Origin of the sequence: Arthrobacter sp. E44 (assembly GCF_041877125.1) — a bacterium.
In the GTDB taxonomy this organism is placed as follows: Bacteria; Actinomycetota; Actinomycetes; order Actinomycetales; family Micrococcaceae; genus Arthrobacter.
The window spans coordinates 61,140-76,785 of the sequence record NZ_JBHDJA010000005.1; the positions used below are offsets into that span (position 1 = coordinate 61,140).

The 15,646-nt window shown below is 66.4% G+C and carries 14 protein-coding genes and 2 riboswitches; of the genes, 11 read left to right on the forward strand and 3 right to left on the reverse strand.

Annotation, left to right across the window (positions count from 1 at the left end; genetic code table 11):
* Positions 1-5: 5 nt before the first annotated feature.
* Positions 6-584: a DUF3027 domain-containing protein gene (locus tag ACETK3_RS06340; RefSeq protein ID WP_373992676.1), complete on the forward strand. Its 579-nt coding sequence runs from the start codon at positions 6-8 to the stop codon at positions 582-584.
* Between the two features lie 135 nt (positions 585-719).
* Here the strand turns inward: ACETK3_RS06340 and serC are convergent, their stop codons facing one another.
* Positions 720-1,850, reverse strand: coding sequence for a phosphoserine transaminase (gene serC / locus ACETK3_RS06345; RefSeq protein WP_373992677.1), 1,131 nt, complete (start codon positions 1,848-1,850; stop codon positions 720-722).
* 341 nt (positions 1,851-2,191) lie between these two features.
* Here serC and ACETK3_RS06350 point away from each other — a divergent pair, with 341 nt between their 5' ends.
* The 10 genes from ACETK3_RS06350 to ACETK3_RS06395 all read left to right on the forward strand — a co-directional run bounded on the left by ACETK3_RS06350 (position 2,192) and on the right by ACETK3_RS06395 (position 13,625).
* Positions 2,192-2,893, forward strand: a complete 702-nt coding sequence (locus ACETK3_RS06350) for a metal-dependent transcriptional regulator (RefSeq protein ID WP_236821327.1) — start codon at positions 2,192-2,194, stop codon at positions 2,891-2,893.
* 109 nt (positions 2,894-3,002) lie between these two features.
* Positions 3,003-3,245: riboswitch (cyclic di-AMP (ydaO/yuaA leader) on the forward strand.
* 10 nt (positions 3,246-3,255) lie between these two features.
* Positions 3,256-4,077: a M23 family metallopeptidase gene (locus ACETK3_RS06355; protein ID WP_236802787.1), complete on the forward strand. Its 822-nt coding sequence runs from the start codon at positions 3,256-3,258 to the stop codon at positions 4,075-4,077.
* Between the two features lie 112 nt (positions 4,078-4,189).
* Positions 4,190-4,383: riboswitch (cyclic di-AMP (ydaO/yuaA leader) on the forward strand.
* Between the two features lie 124 nt (positions 4,384-4,507).
* Positions 4,508-5,131: a C40 family peptidase gene (locus tag ACETK3_RS06360; protein WP_373992678.1), complete on the forward strand. Its 624-nt coding sequence runs from the start codon at positions 4,508-4,510 to the stop codon at positions 5,129-5,131.
* Positions 5,132-5,293: 162 nt separating this feature from the next.
* Complete coding sequence (locus ACETK3_RS06365; RefSeq protein ID WP_236801178.1) at positions 5,294-6,067, forward strand: NlpC/P60 family protein; 774 nt, start codon at positions 5,294-5,296, stop codon at positions 6,065-6,067.
* A 264-nt stretch (positions 6,068-6,331) separates the two neighbouring features.
* Positions 6,332-6,832, forward strand: coding sequence for an HNH endonuclease (locus ACETK3_RS06370; protein WP_236801179.1), 501 nt, complete (start codon positions 6,332-6,334; stop codon positions 6,830-6,832).
* Between the two features lie 54 nt (positions 6,833-6,886).
* Positions 6,887-7,612 (forward strand): molybdenum cofactor guanylyltransferase, encoded by a 726-nt coding sequence (locus ACETK3_RS06375; protein WP_373992679.1) that lies wholly within the window; start codon positions 6,887-6,889, stop codon positions 7,610-7,612.
* Positions 7,609-7,902 carry a DUF6457 domain-containing protein gene (locus tag ACETK3_RS06380; RefSeq protein ID WP_236801181.1) on the forward strand — a complete coding sequence of 98 codons (294 nt, stop codon included), beginning with the start codon at positions 7,609-7,611 and terminating at the stop codon, positions 7,900-7,902. The genes ACETK3_RS06375 and ACETK3_RS06380 overlap by 4 nt, the downstream gene beginning before the upstream one ends.
* Positions 7,899-9,377, forward strand: coding sequence for a molybdopterin molybdotransferase MoeA (locus ACETK3_RS06385; RefSeq protein WP_237429885.1), 1,479 nt, complete (start codon positions 7,899-7,901; stop codon positions 9,375-9,377). The genes ACETK3_RS06380 and ACETK3_RS06385 overlap by 4 nt, the downstream gene beginning before the upstream one ends.
* 163 nt (positions 9,378-9,540) lie before the next feature.
* The gene (fdhD, locus tag ACETK3_RS06390; protein WP_306970338.1) at positions 9,541-10,434 is read left to right on the forward strand and encodes a formate dehydrogenase accessory sulfurtransferase FdhD; all 894 of its coding nucleotides are present in this window, start codon (positions 9,541-9,543) and stop codon (positions 10,432-10,434) included.
* 158 nt (positions 10,435-10,592) lie between these two features.
* Positions 10,593-13,625, forward strand: a complete 3,033-nt coding sequence (locus ACETK3_RS06395) for a glycoside hydrolase family 38 C-terminal domain-containing protein (RefSeq protein ID WP_237429887.1) — start codon at positions 10,593-10,595, stop codon at positions 13,623-13,625.
* 295 nt (positions 13,626-13,920) lie between these two features.
* On the opposite strand, the gene ACETK3_RS06400 is transcribed toward ACETK3_RS06395, so the two are convergent.
* Positions 13,921-14,658, reverse strand: a complete 738-nt coding sequence (locus tag ACETK3_RS06400; RefSeq protein ID WP_236801185.1) for a hypothetical protein — start codon at positions 14,656-14,658, stop codon at positions 13,921-13,923.
* Positions 14,655-15,386 carry a hypothetical protein gene (locus tag ACETK3_RS06405; RefSeq protein ID WP_236801186.1) on the reverse strand — a complete coding sequence of 244 codons (732 nt, stop codon included), beginning with the start codon at positions 15,384-15,386 and terminating at the stop codon, positions 14,655-14,657. Before ACETK3_RS06405 ends, ACETK3_RS06400 begins: the two co-directional genes overlap by 4 nt.
* Positions 15,387-15,646: the final 260 nt, after the last annotated feature.

Sequence of the window (15,646 nt, forward strand, 5' to 3'; positions counted from 1 at the left end):
CGCCCATGAATCCCCAATCTGAACAGCCGGGCGCGCCAGTGCAGGAGCAGGCTGCCAAGACCCCGCCCAAGCGCAAGGCAGGCGTGCCCGTGTGGCGTACGGGCAAGCCTGACGCTTTCCTGGCCGCGGCTGTTGATGCGGCCCGGACCGCAGTGGAAAGCATCACGCCGGCCGCCACCATCGGCGCGCACCTTGCGGCCAAGAGCGAGGGCGACCGGCTCGTGACGCACCTGTTCGAGTCCCGGCTGCCCGGCTACGCAGGCTGGCAGTGGTACGCGGTGCTGACCCGGAACTCGCGCTCCAAGGTGGTCACGGTCAACGAACTGGGCCTGCTGCCGTCCGAGGATTCCATCCTCGCCCCGGAGTGGGTGCCGTGGGCCGAGCGGGTGCGTCCCGAGGATGAACAGCCGCAGGAGCCTGAAGCGGGTGGCCACGAAGCAGAGGCCCAGGAAACAGACGGCCAGGAGAACGGTGGTCCCTTGACGGCGGAACCTGCCGAGGCTGGCGCCGGCCACGCTGCGGAAGGGGACTCAGGGCCGGCAGGGGAGTCGGCGGACGACGACGGAGCGCAGGCAGGAGCCTAGCCGCACCTTTACCGCGAGGCTGGCCCCGCCCTTTGCCAGGCACAACGAAAACGGCGCCGTCCGGGATAAACCCGGGCGGCGCCGTCGTACGTTAAGCGTGCCAGCGTATGGACAGGGCCTGATGGTCCACTGTGCCTACTTGCGCAGCTCGCCCACCACGTAGTCAATGCTGGCAAGCAGGGCCGAGACGTCGCTGGGCTCGATGGCCACGAAGGTGGCGATGCGCAGCTGGTTGCGGCCCAGCTTCCGGTAGGGCTCGGTGTCCACGATGCCGTTGGCGCGCAGGATCTTGGCCACTGCGGCGGCGTCCACCGACTCGTCGAAGTCGATGGTGGCGATGACGTTGGAGCGTTCCTCCGGCTTGGCAACGAACGGGGTGGCGAAATCGGAAGCCTCGGCCCAGCTGTAGATGCGTCCGGCTGAATCGGCGGTGCGTGCAGCCGCGAAATCCAGGCCACCGTTGGAATTCAGCCACTGCACCTGGGCATCCAGGGTCACCAGCGTGGACAGCGAGGGCGTGTTGTAGGTCTGGTTCAGGCGCGAGTTGTCAATGGCAGTCTGGAGGTCCAGGAAGTCCGGGATCCAGCGGCCGCTGTCCTTGATGCGGGCGGCCCGGTCAAGAGCGGCGGGGGAGAACAGGCCAAGCCAGAGGCCGCCGTCAGAGGCGAAGTTCTTCTGGGGCGCGAAGTAGTAGACGTCGCTCTGGGCAACATCCACATCCAGGCCGCCGGCAGCCGAGGTGGCGTCCACCAGGACAAGCGATCCCTCGTCGACTCCGGAAACCCGCTGGACCGGGGCTGCCACACCGGTGGAGGTCTCATTCTGCGGCCAGGCATAAACGTCCACCCCGGCCTCGGCCTGTGCCATTGGTCGGGTGCCGGGCTCGGACTTGATGATCGAGGAGGCTTCCAGGAAAGGTGCCTTGTTGGTGGCCGCAGCGAACTTGGACCCGAACTCGCCAAAGGAGAGGTGCTGGGCCTTCTTCTCCACCAGGCCGAAGCTCGCGATATCCCAGAAAGCAGTGGAGCCGCCAACGCCAAGGACAACCTCGTAGCCTTCCGGGGCGCGGAAGAACTGGCTCAGCCCTTCACGGACGGACCCCACCAGGTTCTTGACCGGGGCTTGGCGGTGAGAGGTGCCGAGGATGGTTTTGGACGCTGCGGCGAGGGCATCGATCTGTTCCTGCCGGACCTTTGACGGACCGGCACCGAACCGTCCGTCCTTGGGCAGGAGGTCGGCGGGAATCGTGATGCTGGTGTCGCTCACAGGTGCTCCAATTTCGGCGGGGACGAACGCTTTGGTCCGCACGGGCGGGTTGTGGTGGCCGGCAGCCGGGCGGCGGCTGTGCCATAGGCCTTTCCCATTCTGCCTGAACAGCGGCGGTGGGCGGCAACCGGCAGCGGCAAAGTCCAGACACTGAGACAACGCGGCGGGCGTGCAAGTGTCCCGCCTGTGCAACCCTTCCGCGTGCACCTGTTGCGGCTCCCCTTGGGGCCGCAGCTATTCGGACAAAGTCAAAATAGGCTAAGCTTTCCCCCGGACTACCTCGCGGGAAGAGGCGATACGGTGGGACAACGCAAGGTACTGCGCTCGAGGAGCTGAGCTGGATGACGGATCTGATCGACACTACGGAGATGTACCTCAGGACCATCCTGGAGCTTGAGGAAGAAAACATCGTTGCCCTCCGGGCCCGTATTGCCGAGCGCTTGCGCCACTCCGGCCCCACCGTCTCCCAGACCATCGGCAGGATGGAGCGCGATGGACTCGTTGTTGTCTCTGGTGACAGGCATTTGGAGCTCACTGACACCGGGCGCAAGCGCGCCACGGAGGTGATGCGCAAGCACCGGCTGGCCGAACGCCTGCTGGCGGACGTCATCGGGCTGGACTGGGCCTACGTCCACGATGAAGCCTGCCGCTGGGAACATGTGATGAGTGAGCGGGTGGAGCGCCGCATCTACGAGATGCTGGACCACCCCACCGAATCCCCGTACGGCAACCCAATCCCGGGCCTTGCCGCGCTGGGCGGCCGGCCGGCCCCCGGCTTCGGTGACGGCGCCATCAGCCTGGTGGAGGCGATGAAGAGCTACGTGCCTGCTTCCGGCGTGACCATCAGCCGCCTCGCGGAGCCGATCCAGGTGGAGCCGGAGCTGCTGTCGCAGTTGGACGAAGGCGGAATCCGGCCCGGCGCTGCAGTGGCCCTGGAACGCGTGGGCGACTACATCTCGGTGCGGGTGGCCGGGATTGAAGGAGCGCTGGAGCTTCCGCCGGAGGTTGCCGCACACGTCTTTGTGGCCGTCAAGCAGGGCTGAAGCGAAGCTTCCATACCCCGGACCTGCCCTTCCAGCCAAAGATAACGGAATTGTTACCTAGGGTCTTAAGCCCCTATAGTAGAACCAGTCGTTTGAAACTTAAGCGTTACCTGATCCGGAGCCGAGCTCTGCCAGCGGATCGGGTGCACGAGTCGTTACTGGCAGAGGCGGGGGAACCACAAGCGGCAGCGGGGGACTGCCTTGGGGTGAAGTCCGTCAGCAGCAAGCCTCTCCAGTGAAGGATTCTTCCGGGAATACCCCTGCGCAGAAGCTTGCCCTTGGCGGGCCGGGTCTTTGATCTCTCTGACCCGAATCCGACAGCTAACTCCGCAGGCTTTTCCAGAGAGGAACCCTTCTTGACCATGCAAACCCCCCGGGGACGCCGCCGTGCTGCCGGCCCCCCTTCGGCGCCGCGGGTTGTCGAAGTTGTCGCAGCGGAGCGCCCCCGCGACCTCCATCGCGACGCCCGCCGCCGCCGGGGTCCGTTCCGCCAGATGACGGAGTTTGCCGCCGCCAGCGGCATCGGCCAGAAGGCCGGCATTGCTCTGGCGGCCACCGGCCTGGTGCTGACCGTGACCGTGCCCGCCACAAGTCCCGTTATGGCCACTGATGCCGCCGGCAGCGCCCCGCTTGCAGCCTCCTCTGTCACGCCGCAGCCCGAGATCTCGGCCGACATCGGTGCCCAGATCGACTTCAGCCGGTCCGCCGTGGTGACCCAGGCCGACCCGGACGGGAAGCTAAAGCAACTGCTGAGTGCCCAGTCGGCCGGGTCCGTGACGCGTGCCGCGTCAGCCGGCACCCTGGCCGCACCGCTGGCATCCCTTGCCACCGCTTCCCCCTTCGGTTACCGGGTCAGCCCGATTACTGGAGGCTCGGGCGACTTCCACCGGGGCCAGGACTTCGTGGCGCAGTGTGGGACATCCGTCCTGGCGGCCGCCACGGGTACCGTGACCTTCGCGGGCTGGCATCAGTTCGGCGGCGGAAACCGAGTGGTCATCGACCACGGAAACGGGCTGGAAACCACGTACAACCACCTGTCGTCCTTCAATGTGAAGGTGGGCCAGACCGTCTCCCGCGGGGACGTGGTGGCGCTGAGCGGCACCACTGGTGCATCCACCGGCTGCCACCTGCACTTCGAAGTCCAGGTCAATGGCGAAGTGGTCGATCCCATGGGCTGGTTGTAACCGAATGATTGCGCACTCTCAGATCGCCGTGACTAGCCGTGACCTGAATGTGACATTGAAACAAAACTGCTGTACCGTCTAACTCGCGTCAACTTTTCCGAAGTTGACGCTCTTGAGTGGATTGCCTAACTCTGCCACCGCTCAAGGTCCGTTCGCATTTCATCGTCTGGCAGGGGCGGGGGAACCAATTTCGGCCTTCATCCAGAAGGCCTTGGGGTTAAGTCACAAGCTTCCCAGGAAGCAGCGTGGCCGGGTGACTCCCATCCGAATCCGACAGCTCACCTCGCAGGCATTGGGAGAGGCTACCTTCGTGTCTTCACGCCATAATTCTGCGCGCCACCGTGCGCAAACGGTTCGCACCAACCCCTTGGATGCCGTTTCCAAGGCCGTGAGTGCAAATGCCGGGACCGTAGGCCGCCAGGCTGCCGTTGTGGCAGCCGCCTCGGGCCTGATCCTGAGCATGGGCCTGCCGGCCACTGCTGCTGATACCACTGCCGGTGTCTCAGCTTCCACTGAGTCCGGTTCGGCCCAAACGGCCCTCGCCGTCACCGCTGCCCCCACCGCCACGGTTTCCTTTGAACGTCCCGTGGTCAAAACCACCGCTGCTCCCAAGGTGCAGCCGGTGCGTACCCAGTCCACCGACACGGCCAACGCTGCTGCTGCTGCCGGCCAGGACGCCGCGCCGGCCGCCAAGACCGCCCAGACCGTCTCCTCGGCGGCGACCTCGGGCATCGCAGCCATCGCCTACACCGGCATCGGCCACTCGTACGTGTGGGGCGGCACCAGCCCCGTCACCGGCTGGGACTGCTCCGGGTTCGTGCAGTGGGTTTACGCCCAGGCAGGCATCAGCATTCCCCGCACCAACGCGTGGAGCATCATGACCCCCACCTCTGCGCCGCAGCCGGGTGACCTGGTTGTCCAGAACGGCGGCGCCCACGTTGGCATCTACGTCGGCAACGGCATGATGATCAGCGCACTCAACCCCTCACAGGGCACGCTGCTCCACTCGCCTGCAGCCACCGGTACCTCGTCGTACTACCACCTCAACAAATAGTTCTTGGGCTCCGTGCTCCAAGGGCTATTTCTTTGCCCAAAGCTTCTTCGCTAGAAACCACATCCCCGTTCGGGACGCGCCGGCGTACCCCCAAGATGCCGGCGCGTCCAACACACTTTGCCTGCCTACCTGCGGTTGCAAGGAAAACGAAAGAGAGAACTGATGACGACTCGTGCTACCGCACGGCACCGCGCCGAGGTCACCAAGACCAACTCGATCGCTGTCATTGCCAAGGCTGTCAGCGACAACGCCGGCGGCATGGGCCGCCAGGCTGCGGTCATCGCCGCCGCTTCCGGCCTGGTCCTGACCAGCGGCATTGCGGCCAACGCCGCCGATGCCAACGTCAAACGCGACTCTGCTCCCGCCTCCGCGCTGGAAGTTGAATCCGCCGTCGACGCCCCGATTTCCGCCGCTTCCACCATTGCGATCAGCTTCGAGAAGCCAGCTGTGACCACCACGCCGGCCCCCGTCGTCGAGCCCGAGCCCCAGGTTCAGGTGGAGGAAGCTGCCCCTGCTCCCGCCGCCCAGCCCGTTGCCGCTCCCAAGGTCACCGCCAAGGTCGCCACCGCCGCTGCCCCGGCCGCTCCCGCAGCCCAGGCTTCTGCCAGCGGCAAGGGTGCTGCAATCCTCTCCGCCGCCTACGCCCAGCTTGGCGTCCACCAGGACTGCACCATGCTGGTGACCAACGCCCTGGCCGCCGTCGGCATCCACTTCCACGACTGGCCCGCCGGCTACCTGTCCCTGGGGGACACGGTGCCTGCTTCCCAGGCACAGCCCGGCGACCTGATCTACTACGCCGATGGTGGCGGAGGAATGGCACACATCGCTGTTTACGCCGGAAACGGCATGGCCGTGCATGGCGGCTTCAACGGCAACGACACCGTGGTCTTCAGCGCAAACGTGGGCTCCGGGCCGGTTTTCATCCACGTCAGGTAAGCACCGCATGTCCGGCACTGGCAACAGCCAGTGCTTGTCCAAGGACCCCCGCCCTCGCAGCGGGGGTCCTTGGCGTTTAAGAAGTTCCCCGCAGGGGACTGATGCCTGCCCTGCTGGGGAACGTTCCCCGCAGGGAATCCGGGCGGCGATTACCTGATTTTGCACTTCTCTGTTTACTCTTGTGATGTCGATCCATAGCCCGGACATGCCGAGGGCAGCCGGCCCTCGTGCCCCTGACGGGTGCGGCCGTGAAGAGGTAAGTGCATGCGCACTCTCGTTCTGAATGCTGGATATGAACCGCTGGCGGTCATTACTTTCCGCCGGGCGCTGGTGCTTGTGCTCACGGGCAAGGCGAGCGTCGTGGCCGAAGGGGATGACCCTGTCGTGGGACCCACGGACGTCCTGGGCCGCCCGTCCGTGATCCTCCTCAACCGGTACATCCGGCCCCGATACAACCACTCCACGGCTGTCAGCCGCAGGGGCGTACTCAGACGCGACGGCCATAAATGCGCATACTGCGGCAAGGCAGCGCATACCATCGACCATGTGCACCCCAAGTCCCGGGGCGGGGCTGACTCGTGGGAGAACCTGGTGGCAGCCTGCCTTCGCTGCAACAACGTCAAGGGCGACCACACCCCGACCGAGATGGGCTGGAGCCTGCGCTTTGTGCCGGAGCCTCCGCGCGGCACCATCTGGCAGATCAAGGAACTGGAAAAGCCCACGCCCGCGTGGGATCCGTTCCTCCTGCCCGAACGCGCCGCCTGACCTCCGCTTTCGACGGGAGTGATCGCTGCCCCGCCTGATGGCTAGGCTGGGGGAGTGCAAGAGAACAGCCTGGTTTTTGATGCCCTGATTTTGGCCGGGGGCCGGTCCTCGCGGCTGGGCGGGGTACCCAAACAGTCCCTTGTCTTCCAAGGCCAAACGCTCTTGGAACGGGCCCTGGACGCCGCAGCCGGCGCCCGCCGCACTGTCGTCGTCGGCGACAGCGCCTTCCTGCCATCCCAAAGCACAACACCCCGCCCTGTATCCCCGGCAGCCTGGCCGGCCGACGTCCTCACCTGTCGGGAAGAGCCGCCGTTCGCAGGGCCTGCCGCTGCCATCGCGGCTGGTTTGAACACCTTGGGCGAAAATGGCGGAGCGGCGCCCTTCACCCTGGTGCTGGCCTGCGATATGCCGTTGGCCTCCGAAGCGGTGGCCGTGTTGTGGAGGGCTCTTGCCGCATCTGCAGCACGCCCCGGGGGAGGCGGAGGAGGCGGCGTGATGGCCCTGGCCGGCGACGGGAAGGTCCAGCCGCTGGCGGCCTTTTACAGCACGCCCGGGTTAAAACAAGCCTGCGCGGAGTTGGCCGCACGCGACGCGTTGGTCAACGGCTCCGTCCGGGCTCTCCTTGCTAGTCTGGACGTGCAGCTTGTCACAGTCCCCGCCGGGTCCACCTCCGACGTGGATACCTGGGACGATGCTGCCGCGCTGGGGGTTGCCGCCAGGAGCCAGCGTGAATGCAAGGACCGGAGCGCGGGCGGAACTAACGTGGGAGGCAAGTCGTGAAAAGCCAGGACGAAACGCTGGAGGAATGGTGCAGGGCCCTCCTCCAGGCGTACAAGCTCGAGGACGTCCAGGTAGACATCAACGCGGTGCTGGCACTCGCCGGCGTTGCCGCCCATGCCGTTGTCCGGCCGGCCGCACCGCTTACCACCTTCATTGCCGGCTTCGCCGCAGGCCTGGCTGCCGCTCCCGGCAGGGAGCTGGACGCAGCCTCCATGGACGCGGCGCTGGCCGTTGCCCGCACCCTGGCAGCTGACTACGAGGCTGAAGCCGCCGGGACTCCCGGCGAATGACAGCAGAAGCCCAGAGCGATCCGATGGCACCGCCCGGTTCCGGGCCGGAGAATGCCGGACCGGCAGAAGCCGCCGCGGAAGAAAGTGGTACGGCTGGGGCTGAATCCGGCGACACGGAGCCGGGCGAAACCGAACCAGGGCATGCCCACCACCATCACCTGGCACACACGTGGGAAGAGGCCAGGCAGGCCGCCTACGATGCGGCCACCCCGATTCCTCCCAGCCCCGTGGCCCTGCAGATCGCCTTGGGCCGGAAACTTGACCAGGACATCGTGGCCCTCCAAAACATGCCGCACTATGCGTCCTCGGCCATGGACGGCTGGGCGGTCAACGGAAGCGGTCCATGGATCCCGGTGGAGCCGGGCACCCGGCTGGCGCCGCACCAAGCCAGTCCCATTGCCACCGGCGGCCTGATTCCCGCGGGTGCCAAGGCGGTCCTACGTACCGAGAGTGCAGTCCTCGGCCGGGACGATGAGGGCCCGGTGGTGATGGTCGGAGGCAAGGCCAGGCCGGGCGAACCCCGCGCGGGCGAACACATCAGGAAGGCCGGGGAGGAAGCCCTTGAAGGGGACGTCCTGGTCAAGGCCGGGGTGGAACTCAACCCGGCACACCTGGCCCTGGCGGCACTGGCAGGCTACGACGAAGTGCAGGTCCAGGGAAAGCCGGTGGTGCGGCTGGTGCTGACCGGATCCGAGGTGGTGGAACGTGGTACCCCGGCTCCCGGCCAGGTTCGCGACACGTTCGGCCCGCAACTGCCGGCCGTCGTCGCCATGCTCGGAGGTATCCACGCAGGACAGCAGCGGATCGGCGACTCGTACGCCGAATGGCTTGCGGCGCTCGAAGACGTGCTGCCGGAGGTGCCGGACGCGCCCGACCTGCCGGCCGACGTCGTCATTACCACCGGGGGCACTGGGCGCTCAGGCACGGACCACCTTCGGCGGGCCGTTGCCGAACTCGGCGGGCGGCTCATCATCGACGGCGTGGCAATGCGGCCCGGCCACCCTGCCGTCCTGGCCGAACTGCCGGACGGACGCTTTGTCCTTGGACTTCCCGGCAACCCGCTCGCGGCCATGATGGCCCTGTCCACCGTCGGCGCACCATTGTTCGCCGCCTTGGGGCACCGCGCTATGCCCGCCGTGCAGGAAGTACCGTGCGGCACCATGATCGACGCCGATCCCGGACGCACCCGCCTGATGCCGTTCCGGCTGCTGTATGGGATGGCTTCCCCTGCGCAGCACACAGGCCCCGGCATGATGCGCGGCCTGGCAGCCGCCGACGGCGTGCTGGTGGTGCCGCCGCACGGCGTGCAGCTGGGCGAGGCGGTGCCCGCTTTCGCGCTGCCTTGGGGGCCACCCATTCCGCCGCCCAAGGAAGGGGCGGCCAAAGCCAAGCCGAGAAGCAATGCACGGGGCAGCCAGGCCAAGGGTAAACCGGCATCCAACGGGCCCGTGGACTGGAGCGCGCTCCTGGGCTGAAACTAGAGGGCCGGAACCCCAATGCCCGCGTTCGTGCGCTGGGCCGTTGGATCGTGGCCTATAGACTGCCGGCCTCTGGACTGTGGGCTTCTGGACTGTGGGTCTTGGATTGGGGCGGGCCGCGATGGTGCCATGATGGAGTAATGAACAGGCAGGGTGGAACATGGGACGCGTAACCCAGCGCCGCAAGGTGCACAAGTATGTCCTGGACGGTTCGCCGGCCGCCCTGGAGTACCCGGTCCGACACCGCGAAGACGTCCTGGCCGTCGAGGAACCGCTCGAAATCCGGTTGGGCAGGCTCTCCTACTCGGTCACCATGCGCACGCCAGGGGACGACTTTGACCTGGTGGCAGGCTTCCTGGTGTCCGAGGGGGTCATCTGGGCGCCCGAACAGTTGGTATCACTGCGTTTCTGCGCCGGTGAGGATGAAAACGGGGTCCAGACGTTCAATGTGGTGGAGGCCCAGCTGAGGCCGGACGTCCCGCTTCCCGATACCGGGCGCAAGGTCTACACCTCAAGCTCCTGCGGCATCTGCGGCACGGATTCCATCGAAGCAGTGCGGAAATCGTCCCACTTCAGCCCGCAGGCGGACCCGCTGATGGTGGACGCAAACGTCCTGGCGTCCCTGCCCGCGCTGCTGCGGAAATCCCAGCGCGTCTTTGACGATACCGGGGGCGTGCACGCGGCGGGCCTGTTCAAGATTGAGGACGACGGCGGGCCGCGGCTTCTGTGCCTCCGCGAAGACGTTGGGCGGCACAACGCAGTGGACAAAGTGGTGGGCTGGGCATTGCGCGAAGGCCTCCTGCCGCTGACCGGGACGGTCCTCCAGGTGTCCGGACGGGCATCCTTCGAACTGGTGCAGAAAGCTGCCCTTGCGGGGATCCCCGTCCTGTCCGCCGTCAGCGCCCCTTCGAGCCTGGCTGTGGAACTGGCCGAGGCCAACGGACTGACCGTGGCCGGGTTCAGCCGGGGTACCAGCTTCAACGTCTACGCCGGGGACGCGCGGATCCTGCGGCCCGAACCGGCCTTGCCTGTTGCACAGGGGCCCGGTGCATAGGGGTCCGGCGCATAGCGGCCTGGCGCGCGGGGCCGCCTGCGGCGCCCGAGCAGCCGGCGGATAACTGCACAAGGGGTTGGTTGCAGTGCCGCCAGCGGGTAGATTTTGTCCATCGAATGGACGCGATGATCCAGTCTCAAGCCTAAAGAGGACATATTTTGCATGACGACCGCAGGATCACGGAAGTCCGCCTGGCAAGGTTCGTGCGCGAGCGCATTGCCCCCGCCGTCTACAGCAGGTCGGTTCCGCTTGCCCTGAGCAGCTGGGAAGTTCCGGACGAACCGGTCCCCGCGCTCGACGCGATGCGGCAGGAGTTCCATCCGCAGGAGCACGGCGCCGCCTGGGGCCGGCCGTGGGGTACCACCTGGCTGCGGCTGCAAGGCGAGGTGCCTGATTCCTGGGGCGGCGGCCCGGACACCGCAGTGGAGGTGGTGGTGGACCTGGGGTTCACCACCGAAGCGCCCGGCTTCCAGTGCGAAGGCATAGCGTGGCGGCCCGACGGCACCATCATCAAGGCCATCTCTCCCCGCAACCAGTACATCCCCCTGAAGCTGCTGGGCAGCGGAATGGCGGTGGACTTCTACGTGGAAGCGGCCGCGAACCCGGACATGGCACAGGGCTGGACCTTCGCCGCCACCCCGCTGGGCGACAAGGCAACCGCCGGGGGAGCGCCGCAGTACAGGCTCGGGAGCATCGCCATCGCTGAGCTCAACCAATGCGTGTGGGAACTCCAGCAGGACATTTGGACGCTGTCCGGGCTTATGGAACAGCTCCCGCTGGAGCTTCCCCGGCGCCATGAAATCCTCCGGGCCCTCGAACACATGATGGACGTGATGGACCCCGATGATGTTGCCGGCACCGCTGCGGCGGGACGTCAGGCGCTCGCTGGAGTCCTCGGCAGGCCGGCTTACGCGTCGGCTCACCAGTTGGTTGCCACGGGCCATGCCCACATTGACTCCGCATGGCTGTGGCCGGTCCGGGAAACCATCCGCAAATGTGCCAGGACATTCTCTAACGTGGTGGCCCTGATGGACGAAGACCCTAACTTTGTCTTCTCCTGTTCGTCCGCCCAGCAGCTGGCCTGGATCAAGGAGCTGTACCCGGAGCTGTTCAGCCGGATCCGGGAAAAAGTGCGGGCCGGACAGTTCGTCCCGGTGGGCGGCATGTGGGTCGAGTCGGACACCAACATGCCTGGCGGCGAAGCGATGGCGCGGCAGTTCGTGGAGGGCAAGGGCTTCTTCCTGGCTGAGTTCGGCGTCGAGTGCCGGGAAGCGTGGCTGCCGGACTCGTTCGGATACAGCGCTGCGCTGCCCCAGATCGTCAAGGCTGCCGGCAGCAGCTGGTTCCTGACCCAAAAAATCTCCTGGAACCAGACCAACAGGATGCCGCACCACACCTTCAACTGGGAGGGGATCGACGGCACCCGGCTGTTCACCCACTTCCCGCCCGTAGACACCTACAACTCGGACCTCAGCGGCCGCGACCTGGCGCACGCCGAGCGCAACTACCGGGACCACGGCCGCGGCTCCGTGTCGTTGGTGCCGTTCGGTTACGGCGACGGCGGCGGCGGCCCCACCCGGGAGATGCTCGCCGCTGCCGCCCGTACCGCGGACTTGGAGGGATCACCCAAGGTCAGGATTGGCTCCGCCGAGAGTTTCTTCCGGCAGGCCGAGGCAGAGTACCAGGCGCTGCCCGTGTGGGTGGGGGAGATGTACCTGGAACTGCATCGCGGTACCTACACCAGCCAGGCCCGCACAAAGAAGGGCAACCGGCGCAGCGAGCACCTGCTGCGGGAAGCGGAACTGTGGTGCGCCACGGCCGCTGTCCGGGGCGCGGGTTCTTACGACTACCCGGCCGCTGAGCTTAAGCGGCTGTGGCAGCTGGTGCTGCTGCAGCAGTTCCACGACATCCTTCCCGGGAGTGCCATCGCCTGGGTCCACCAGGACGCGGAGCGGAATTATCAAGCCATTGAAACTGCCCTCGAGGCACTGATCGGCCAGGCTGCTGCCGCGGTGCTGGGTTCCGGGGACCGGCAATTCCTGCTCAACGCAGCCCCGCATGCGAGGGATGGGGTTCCCGCGCTGGCCGCAGCTGAACCCGCGGCTCCCCAGGTACCGGCACAGGCCATGCCGGAGGACGGCGGCTTCATCCTGGACAACGGGATCATCCGGGCGGTGGTGGATTCCGATGGGCTTCTGTCCTCCCTGCGGGACCATGGCAGCGGCCGCGAAGCGATCGCTCCCGGCCAGCGCGGCAATCTGCTGGAACTGCACCGGGACACGCCCAACGAGTGGGATGCCTGGGACATCGACGAGTTCTATCGGCGCAACGTCACGCCACTGGTCCAGGCAGAGTCGGTCCGCCTTGCCAGCGAAGGCGGCAGTGCGGTGGTGGTCGTGGAGCGGACGGCCGGCACCTCGAAGCTGACCCAGCGCATCACGCTGGCGCCGGGCAGTCCATCACTGGAAATCACCACGACCGTGGACTGGCAGGAGCGCGAGAAGCTGCTGAAACTTGGTTTCGCCCTGGATGTGCGTGCGGACCGGTCCGCTGCCGAAACGCAGTTCGGCCACGTCTTCCGGCCCACCCATACCAACACGTCCTGGGAGGCGGCGAAGTTCGAGATCTGCGCCCACCGGTGGATCCACGTGGGCGAACCCGGCTATGGCGTGGCGGTCTCCAACTCATCCACGTACGGCCACGACGTAGGCAGGAGTGTCAGGGAATCCGACGGCGGCACCACCACTACGGTTCGCCTCTCCCTGCTGCGGGCGCCGAAGTTTCCCGACCCGGGTGCTGACCGTGGCCACCACGAGCTGACGGTGTCCATCCGGCCGGGTGCCGATATCGCGGACGCAGTCCAGGAAGGTTACCGGACCAATCTGGCGCCGCGGCTGGTCACCGGCGCCTCCCCGGTGGAGCCGCTCTTCACCGTCAGCAATCCCGCTTTGGTGATCGAGGCCGTGAAGCTGGCGCAGGACGGTTCGGGGGACGTAGTGGTCCGCCTCTACGAGTCGTTGGGACAGCGCTCGGCGGGGAGCATCACGGCGAACTTCCCGGTGCGGAACGTTCTTGCAACGGACCTCCTGGAACGCGGCACTGAAGCTCCCGGGGTGGCACCATGGGACAGCGGGGCGGAGCTCAAGCTGCGGCCGTTCCAGTTGGTGACATTGCGGTTTGCCCGGAAGTAGCGGCCCCGGAAGGCCTTTGCGTAGGTGCGGGGATTTCAGCAGCAGGGAAGTCCTTGTACCTGCCCGAAAGCTCTAGGAGCCGAGGGCCGGTAAGCTTCCGCTAAAGAGCCGTTAAACAGGCTGAGTGGGGGCGGTCCCCAACGATCCGCCACCACTCATCCCCCCAATGTGTGTAAAGGCCCCCGGGGCGGCCGGCATTTCAGAATTTATCCCCGTTCGTAAACGCCAAGCAGCCCCGCCTTCACACATTCATGATTGTTTCACATTCTAATGATTTTGTGAAAGCCAGCGAAGGTTACGTTTCGGTAGATGTCTTTTGGCGTCCCGCTCCGCGCCCGTTGACCACGCGTGCAGCCCAGATCAGGGCCAGCCCAACGACGAAACACAGGATGGCCGTGTAGTTGATCACGAACTCGATCTGGCCGAGTTCGGGCGGAATCACCGGGAAGAGCAGCGTGAGGGCAACCGCTACTCCACCCAGCGCCAACAGTCCTGCGGCGATGCGGACCAGTACCGGAAGTCGGTCCTGTGCCGCGCGCACCAGAGCCGGCAGCAGCGCCAGGGCGACGTACGCCGGGTAGGCCCGGCCTGCCGCGCCGTAATACTCAACAAGCGCAAAGTTGCGGTCGTCCTTGGCAGAGATGGCCTGGAGGCCCGCCGAGGAGCCGGCGGTGTCCATGGAGAAAAACAGTGCGACCATGACCACAGAGACAACAAGCAGGACCAGCATGCCGGTCTTTCCTGTGATGTGCCGGTGGGCGCTGTCGGCGCTGAACCCCCTGGAAATGCGGATGCCCATGAAGAAGATGACGCCGAAGATCACGAACCGCAGCAGCAGGTTGGCCAGGTTGATGCCACCCAGTGCTTGGTCGATCACGAGGTAAGGGCCCTTGATGCTTAGCAGGATGGCCAGCGTCATCGACGCGAAGATGCCGAACAGAGAGCGGTTCTCGCCGCGGAGGGTGCTGGGGATGCGGGCCACCGAGACGAGGGCGCAAACCGCCAGCGTGGTCCACTGAAGCGTCTCGATCATCCCAGGTTCTCCCATATCTTTTCTGTCTGTGCTTGGTCCTGCTCCTGCCGGCGCAGCACTTTCCCTAATGCCTGAAGCCGTTCCCCGGCCAGCGCGGTGAGCTCCCCGTCGGTGAGGCTGTCCAGGGCTGCCTGCCGCGCCCCGGGCGGCCAGCCCGCCTCCTCTTCGGTGATGATCCCCGTGGCCACCAGGCCGCCGGCCGGTCCTACCCCGGCCGCCAGTGCCGTGGCCACGGCGAGCTCAGGCGACAGTCGGTTTGCCGTCAACTGGGCAGAGTAGTTTTGCGGGGCCACCCCGGTGGAAGCCGAAACGCGGTGCCGGACCTCGCCGTCGTCAATTGCATCAACCCAGTTCTTCACCGAGGTAGGGTGCGGAGTGGGACCCAGGGCGGGGGTGGACGCTCCCCGTGCGGGCTCCATGGCCGGCCGTTCCAGGAGCGCGCGCATGAGGTCTGCGGTGGAAATCTGGCTTACCAGTTCGCTGCGCGTGGGTGGGCGCGGCGGGCCGGAAAGGACGCTGTAAGCGTCGAAACCGGCCAGCGCCGCAACAGGGTTGATGTTGTAGGCGCGGCTGACGCTGACCACGGTGCTCACGGAGACCTTGCCCCGGACCAGCTGCTGGGCGAGGGTGGTGCGTTTGATCCCCGAGACCCGGCAGACGTCAGCGGTGCTGGCATCGGGTGCGATGCTTTGCAGCCAGCGCTGGAACGCCTTGGCGGAAAGGGTCATGGAGGACTCTCTGCAGAATGGGTGGTCTGGACGATTTTACCGTGCCGCCCCGGGCAAACGTCCTGCCGGCATCGCCAGGCGCCGTATGGCCGATTTTGCCCAGGGTCCGGATTCGTCTATAGTTGATGGTCGAGCCCGTTGGTCCGTACACCCCCCAAGTCCGGACCAGCGGGTTCTTCTATGTCCAGCAGCCCCAGAGGCGCCGCGGCCCTGCTTTCGCCGCCTCTGCCGGCCGTCAATGGCTGTCCGGGCAGCGGCGA